Origin of the sequence: Saccharopolyspora sp. NPDC049426, assembly GCF_040676935.1 — a bacterium.
Classification (GTDB): Bacteria; Actinomycetota; Actinomycetes; order Mycobacteriales; family Pseudonocardiaceae; genus Saccharopolyspora.
Genome location: NZ_JBFAPZ010000003.1, coordinates 586,138 through 593,019, shown reverse-complemented (window position 1 = coordinate 593,019; position 6,882 = coordinate 586,138). Strand labels below are relative to the sequence as shown.

The 6,882-nt window shown below is 65.9% G+C and carries 5 protein-coding genes; 3 read left to right on the top strand and 2 right to left on the bottom strand.

Translation table 11 applies throughout. The annotated features are described in order from the left end of the window. Positions 1 to 101: 101 nt before the first annotated feature. Positions 102 to 2,324, bottom strand: coding sequence for a molybdopterin cofactor-binding domain-containing protein (locus AB0J78_RS08900; RefSeq protein ID WP_363788129.1), 2,223 nt, complete (start codon positions 2,322 to 2,324; stop codon positions 102 to 104). A gap of 604 nt (positions 2,325 to 2,928) precedes the next feature. Here AB0J78_RS08900 and AB0J78_RS08895 point away from each other — a divergent pair. Genes AB0J78_RS08895 through AB0J78_RS08885 form a run of 3 tightly spaced genes read left to right on the top strand, consistent with a single transcriptional unit; the run spans position 2,929 to position 5,457 of the window. Then, positions 2,929 to 3,750 carry a class I SAM-dependent methyltransferase gene (locus tag AB0J78_RS08895; protein WP_363788128.1) on the top strand — a complete coding sequence of 274 codons (822 nt, stop codon included), beginning with the start codon at positions 2,929 to 2,931 and terminating at the stop codon, positions 3,748 to 3,750. 19 nt (positions 3,751 to 3,769) lie between these two features. Then, positions 3,770 to 4,366 (top strand): HAD family phosphatase, encoded by a 597-nt coding sequence (locus AB0J78_RS08890; protein ID WP_363788127.1) that lies wholly within the window; start codon positions 3,770 to 3,772, stop codon positions 4,364 to 4,366. Positions 4,367 to 4,368: 2 nt separating this feature from the next. Further along, the gene (locus AB0J78_RS08885) at positions 4,369 to 5,457 is read left to right on the top strand and encodes a polyprenyl synthetase family protein (protein WP_363788126.1); all 1,089 of its coding nucleotides are present in this window, start codon (positions 4,369 to 4,371) and stop codon (positions 5,455 to 5,457) included. A 99-nt stretch (positions 5,458 to 5,556) separates the two neighbouring features. Here AB0J78_RS08885 and AB0J78_RS08880 read toward each other — a convergent pair whose 3' ends face one another. Further along, on the bottom strand, positions 5,557 to 6,732 hold the full coding sequence (locus AB0J78_RS08880; protein WP_363788125.1) for a beta-ketoacyl synthase N-terminal-like domain-containing protein: 1,176 nt from the start codon (positions 6,730 to 6,732) through the stop codon (positions 5,557 to 5,559). Between the last annotated feature and the right edge of the window lie 150 nt (positions 6,733 to 6,882).

Genomic DNA, 6,882 nt, shown 5'->3' with positions numbered 1-6,882 from the left:
CGCGCAGCACCCACAGCAGGGGCATCTCCGCGGGGACGTCGACCTCGACGTCCTTGCCGTTGACGGTGAACTCGTACTTGGGCATGTCGCTCGGGAACTCCTCAGAAGTTGATCGGGAAGCTGCGCGGCTGCGTACCGGTCGCCCGGGCGTAGGCGGTGGCCACGGCACCCGCGCACACCGGAACCCCCAGCTCGGCCACGCCGCCGGGTTCGTCGGTGGTGGCCGGCATGACGTGGATCTGCAGCTCCGGCGGGGTGTGGCGCTGGCGTGCCCACTTGAAGTCGGCGTAGCTGCCCTCGCGCACCGCGCCGTTGTCGATGTGGATGCCGGCCTGCAGCACCGTGGAGATGGCGTCGGTGAGGCCGCCCATCATCTGGGCCTCGATGCCCTTGGGGTTCAGCGGCAGACCGGCGTCGACGGCGATGACGGCCTTGGTGACCCGCGGGTTCTTCGGGTCGGTGGCGTTGATCTCGACCAGGCAGGCCGCGACGGACTTGTACTCCTCGTGCATCGAGATGCCCTGCGCGTGGCCCTGGGGCATCGGGCGGCCCCACTTGCCGTCCTTGATGACCTTCTGCAGCACGGCCTTGGCGCGGTCGCTCTTGGCGTTGTCCAGCCGGAATTTCGCCGCGTCGGAACCGGCCTTCTCCGCGATCTGGTCGATGACCAGGTCCTCCGCGGTGCGGAAGGTCGCCGAGTGCACCGACCGCCAGCTGCCGGTGTGCAGACCTTCGATTTCCAAGTCGGTCAGCGAGATGCTGGTCGCGCCGAACTCGTAGGGCACCGACTGGGTCAGGGCGAAGTAGCCCTGACTGATCGGCATCTTGCCGACGTGGGCCTCGATGAGGGTGGAGACGAGCAGGTCGCCGACGCCGTGGCTGAAGTCGACCTGGACGGTTGCCATCTTGTGCGCCCAGGACCGCACCTTGCCGCTGCGGAAGGAAGCCTTCACGCGGTGGTGCGAGGCGGGACGCATCCGGCCGTGGCGGGTGTCGTCGTTGCGGGTCCACATCAGCTTGACCGGCTTGCCGATGGCCTTGGAGACCTCGGCGGCCTCGATCGCCGCGTCGTGGAACAGGCACCTGCCGAACGAACCGCCGGCGCGGGTGACGTGCACCTTGACGTCGGGGATGCCGATCGCCGCGGCGATGTCTTTCTGCCCGTCGACGGGCGCCTGCGAGGGAACCCAGATCTCGGCGCGGCCATCGGTGACGTCGGCGATCGCGTAGTTGACCTCCATCGGCGCGTGGCTGACGAAGGCGAAGTCGAAGCTCGCGTCGATCTCGTCGCCGTCGCCGTCGGCGACCGAGTCGTCGAGGCTGCCGGTCAGGCCGGCCAGCTTCTCCTGGATGTCCGCTGAGGAGGTGTCGGTGAGGGGGCCGGGTTTCCAGGTGACCTTGAGCTCCTTGGCGAGTTCCATGGCTTGCCAGGTGTACTCGGCGCACACCGCGACACCGGTGGAGAGCTTGACGGTGCCCTTGAACCCGGGGGTGTTGCGGAGGGCCGAGTCGTCGTAGGAGGCGACCTCACCGCTCAGCGTCGGCGGGCGAACCACGACGGCCACCACGGAACCCGGGATCTTCAGGTCGCCGACGTAGCGGGCCTTGCCGGTGATGATGTCGACCGCATCGGAGCGTGTGTGCGGCTTGCCGAGGATCGTGAAGTCCTTCGGGTTCTTCGGGCTGGCTGGGACCGCTGGTGCGAGCACCTTGGCGGCGTCCTTGGCCAGTTCGCCGAAGGTGGCCTTGCGGCCGCCGGGGCCGACCACCCCGGTGCCCTGGGTGGACAGACCACTCGCGGGCACGTCCCACTTCTGGGCGGCGGCGGTGATCAACCGAGAACGCGCGGCGGCGGCCATCTGGCGTAACGGCTTCCAGAACGTGCGCACCGAGGTCGAGGCGGCCGTGATCTGGTTGAACAGCAGCTCCGGGCGGGCATCGGATAACCGCACCACGACGTCTTGGGTGCGGGCGCCGAGTTCCTCGGCCAGCATCATCACCACGGTGGTGTTGATGCCCTGCCCGGACTCCAGCCGCGGCAGTTCGAAGAGGACCTTGTTATCCGCGCTGAACTCGAGCTTCAGCAGCGGCATGGTGGGCGCGGTGGCCAGCTTCATCAGGTCTCCGGCGTCGAAGACCCCCGCGACGCTGGGAAGCGGCAGCTGTCCGGAGACCGGCGTGGCAGCGGCGGTGGCCTCGCCCTCCAGCACGAACTTGCCGGCGATCGTCAGCATCGGCGCTGCCGCGACATAAGTGAGGAAGCTCCGGCGTCGCGTGCCCGACGCCGGAGCGGCTTCCTCGTGATCGGTGGCGGGGTGAACCATCCCAACTCCTCTCGCGCGCCGGCACTGAAGGCTTGTCCCGGCGAATAGTCGCCCATACTGTAAGGGCAACAGTAAGAGCGACTAGACGGGGTTGATCACGGCTTTGTCACGGCGACAGCGAGCCACTTCTATGTGCACCAGTCGGGTTCCGGATGGAGATCAACACCGTGAAGATCCGCGCGGCTTCTACGGGTCAGGCGCGCGGTGATCCGGTGGAAGTGTGCTGGTCGAAGGAGTGCAGAGTGGACGATCCACCGAGTAGGGATCAGGCTTCTGGGCACCGTGTTTCGTGTTCTGGAGAGCCCAGCCTTGTCGAGGGGTGCGCTTGCCGAGGCAATCCCGTGCCCGTGGACGCGCAGGTTCCTCGCCGAGGGCGTCTCGCAACTGCACAGCGAAATCCTCCCGTCCATGTGGCGGGCGCCGCGCAGACGGACGCTGGTGCAGTTGGCAGACGGCGGCGTAGACGGTGGCCGGTGTGGTCGGCGCCGGTGGGGACAGGTGGTGCTGTCAGCTCGGCATCACGTGCGCCTTCGTCGTTTCTGGGAGCATTTTCGATTTTTCCGTGCGTCGTGTGCCGACGCAATCATCACGGGGAGAACCACCGATGAGTGGCAAGAGCGTGACCGGAGTTCGTGACTACTTCGACGCATGGACCAGTGTGATTCTGAGCGACGTTGGCCACACGTATCAGGCGGGTACCGTGATCGGTCACAGCGCCACCCCGTATCGCGACACCAATGTGTTTCTCGCCGGCCGTGCGGGTATTGGCGCGGGTATGCGGGTGCTGGACGCAGGGTGCGGCGCGTGTGGGCCGGCGGTGGACATCGTCGAGCACACCGGTGATCTCACCATCGACGCGATGACCATTTCTGAGGTGCAGGCTGCGGCGGGAACCGCCCACCTGCAGGCCCGCGGGCTTGCTGACCGCATCCGGGTGCGCGTCGGTGACTACCATCAGATGCCTTTTCCTGACGGTACTTTCGACGTTGTGTACTTCCTGGAGTCGGCGTGTTACACGGAGGACAACGTGGCGCTGTTCGGTGAGGCGTTGCGCGTGCTGAAACCCGGTGGTGCGCTGTACGTCAAGGATCAGTTCGTCGAAGAAGGCCCGCTGACCCCGGCCGAGACGACCGCGCTGGCGGGCATGAACGAGATATTCGCCTGCAACATCACCCGCCTGCTCGACGAGGTGGCGCAGGCCATCGCCGACGCAGGGTTCATCGATGTGCAGGCGGGTGGCAGGGACTTCTTCGACCACGCCGAATACAAGAAGGCCATGGCGAAATTCCTCGACGAGCGCCCGCTCCTGGGCGCTGACGGGCGTCCCCAGCTGACCTCTCTGGGCCAAGGCCATCAGTACCCCGGCGTCCTCGAGGGAACTCCACCAGTTTTCACCGCCGACATCCGCGCCATCCGCCCGCGCTGACAACGACAAGGAAACGACTGTGGATGCACGGGCCGAGAAGTATGACGCCTGCATATTCGACTTCGACGGCACACTCGCCGACACCACGGAATTAAACCTGGGCGCTCTGCGTGCCGCCCTCGCCCACCACGGCATCACGCCGTCAGCCCAGTGGTGGGACACGGTGCCGGTCACCTCGCAACAAGCCTGCCGCGAGCGACTCGAACACGACTACGGAATTCCTGTCGCTGAACTCGTAGTGGCAGGCCGGCAGTACTGGCTCGACAACAGCACCGGACTCAAGGCCTTGCCCGCCGTGGACGTGGCGATCGAGCTGGCAGGGCAGGGGATGCCGCTTGCGGTTGCCTCCGCCAACTATGCCGACGCGGTGCGGGCGGGGTTGCGCGCCGTGGCGTTCGATGGCCTGTTCCACACGGTGATCACCGCAGAGGATGTCCGCGCCGTCAAGCCCGCTCCCGACGCCTACCTGCTTGCCGCGCGCCGGCTGCGCGTGGATCCGAGCCGGTGCCTGGCCTACGACAACACCGACGAGGGTGTGCAGGCTGCACAGCAGGCAGGCATGACCGTCGTCGACGTCCGACAGGGCCTGACATTCCAACATCCGAGTACGGGGTGAGCATGACAACCATCCACGGGGACGCCGAGGACGTGGGCATCGCACCGTCTGCCGACGACATCCGACGCAGCGTCGATGCCGCCCTGCACCGGTTCCTCGCCACACAGGCCGGGCAGCACGACAAGCTCGGCGACCCGCACTCGGCTGCACTGCTGCGTGATTTCGTCCTGCACGGGGGAAAACGGCTTCGTCCGTTGTTCTGCTACTGGGGCTGGCGCGGAGCCGGCGGCCAGGACGGCGAGGGCATCATCACCGCGGCAGCCTCACTGGAACTGTTCCACGCCTTCGCCCTCATCCACGACGACCTGATGGACGCCAGCCCGCAGCGGCGCGGAAAGCCAAGCCTGCACCGCGCCTGGGCAGACCTGCACGCCCAGCAAGGGTGGCGTGGCGACGGGGACCGCTTCGGCCACAGCATGGCCATACTGGCCGGCGACCTCCTACTCACGCTGTCCGACGAGATGTTTCATTCCTGCCACCTGCCTGAGAGTCACCTCGCGCGTGCGTTGCCTTGGCTGCACGCGATGCGCAGCGAGATCTTTGCCGGCCAATCGATGGAACTACGCGAACAAGCCCGAGGCTCCTCGGACACAGTCGCATTCGACGTGATCCGCTACAAGTCCGCCAAATACACGATCGAACGGCCATTGCACATCGGCGCCGCGCTGGCCAGCTCAGATGCGAGCCTGGCCCTCCACTACACCGACTACGCCATCCCTCTCGGCGAGGCCTTCCAGCTCCGCGACGACCTCCTCGGCGTTTTCGGAGATCCCAGCGCCACCGGAAAATCCACCATGGACGATCTGCGTGAGGGCAAGCCCACCGTGCTCATGGCCATCACCCGCCAGCAGGCAAACCCGGACCAACTCACGCGCATCGACACACTGCACGGCAACCCCGAAATCGATGAGGTCGGATGCGCCGAACTCCGACACATCATCATCCACAGCGGCGCGCTAAGCCGGGTGGAACGGATGATCGACGACCGCGTTACCCGAGCACGCCAAGCCCTGCACAACACCCCGGTCCCCACTGATGTACGCAGCGCACTACAGCAACTGACAACGGCAGCCACACACCGAACAGTCTGAGAGCAAGCCTTTTCTTGGTCATGCCTTCAGCCACCTGAACCGCAACATTTAGTTGCCGGTCCACCCCTTTTCGATTGAGCGGGCGGCTGAACGGCCGAATTAGGCAGGCCTTCCGATGTGGGGTGGTTTGAGGACGACGGCGGAGTTGTGTCCGCCCATGCCGATCGAGGATTTGACCGTCAGACCGGCGGCTGGTCGTGTGGGGCCGGAAAGCAGGCGGGGGTGCCCGGTAGCGACCAGTGGTGGTGCGGGAAGTAGGTCGCGGTCGTATCCCAGTGCCGTGGCGGCGATTTCGACGGCGGAGGCTGCACCTTGGCAATGGCCGGCGAGCGGTTTGATCGAATACAACTCGGCTGTGTCGGGAAACAGAGCGTCGAACACCGCTGCTTCGGCTCTGTCGCATTGGCGGGTGCCGGGGCCGTGGGCGTTGAGGTATCGCACCTGTTCTGGCGCGATACCGGCGTTGTCCAGGGCTTGGGTGAAGCAGCGGGTGATGTCGGTCAGCTCAGGGTCGATCGAGGTGACGTGGTAGGCGTCGTGCGACATTGATCCGCCCAGCACGTGCAGGTAGGGATTGCTCGTGCCGTGGGAAAGGACCATGGCGACCGAGCCTTCGCCCATGATGAAGCCCTGGCTGCCCTCCTGGAACGGGCGGCACGCTTGCAACGGTTCGGTGTCGGTGATGGCGACGCCCAGCTCGGTGAAGTGCTGCAGGTTCTCCGGAGTGACGGAGAGATCGGTGGCCACGAAGATCACGTCGTCAACGATGCCGCTGTCCAGCCATGCCTTGGCGGTGAGCAGGCCGGCGTTGCCGGAGGCGCACATGGCGCCGACGTTCATGGCCGGCCCGTGAAAGCCATATTCCTGCATGAGGGTCGAGATCGGTGTTGACGGCATCAGTGCGAGGTAGCTGCGAACGGACACGTGTCCGTCGTGTGTGAGGTAGAAGTCCTTCCACAGGTCGACTTCGCCGAGCACTACAGCGTGGAGCAATCCGACCCGCCGCCCGGGGCGCCATCCGCGTTCCGTCGCATCTGCGATGGCTTCGCGGGCGGCGAATCGCATCGCCCGCTGGAATCGGCTCGGGCCATCCGTGGTCTCGCCCCCGTCGGGAACGATTGCCGCCCAGGGGGCTCCCTGCCCGTTCTCGCCGTAGTCCTCCTGCGGTCGGGCGGCAGGCGTCGCCGCGGCGAGTCCTCGCCACAGCATTTCCCGGCCCCAGCCGTAGCCGGTGACAGCGCCCAGCCCTGCGATGTCCAACTCTCGTAATCCCATTGCGGATCTCCTCGAGTGTGTTCGCTAGATCACAATTCCTAGCAGGGCGGTTCTGGCCTGTCTCACCCGAGAGTGTCGCTACTCAGGCGCGAAATGCTACAGACGGTGACGCTGCGAGCTTAAGAATAACTCGAATGGACTAGTTAGATG

Excerpts from the sequence above, each read along its gene's own strand:
- AB0J78_RS08885 (WP_363788126.1), top strand. The coding sequence starts at position 4,369 with ATGACAACCATCCACGGGGACGCCGAGGACGTGGGCATCGCACCGTCT.
- AB0J78_RS08880 (WP_363788125.1), bottom strand. The coding sequence starts at position 6,732 with ATGGGATTACGAGAGTTGGACATCGCAGGGCTGGGCGCTGTCACCGGC.
- AB0J78_RS08900 (WP_363788129.1), bottom strand. The coding sequence starts at position 2,324 with ATGGTTCACCCCGCCACCGATCACGAGGAAGCCGCTCCGGCGTCGGGC.
- AB0J78_RS08895 (WP_363788128.1), top strand. The coding sequence starts at position 2,929 with ATGAGTGGCAAGAGCGTGACCGGAGTTCGTGACTACTTCGACGCATGG.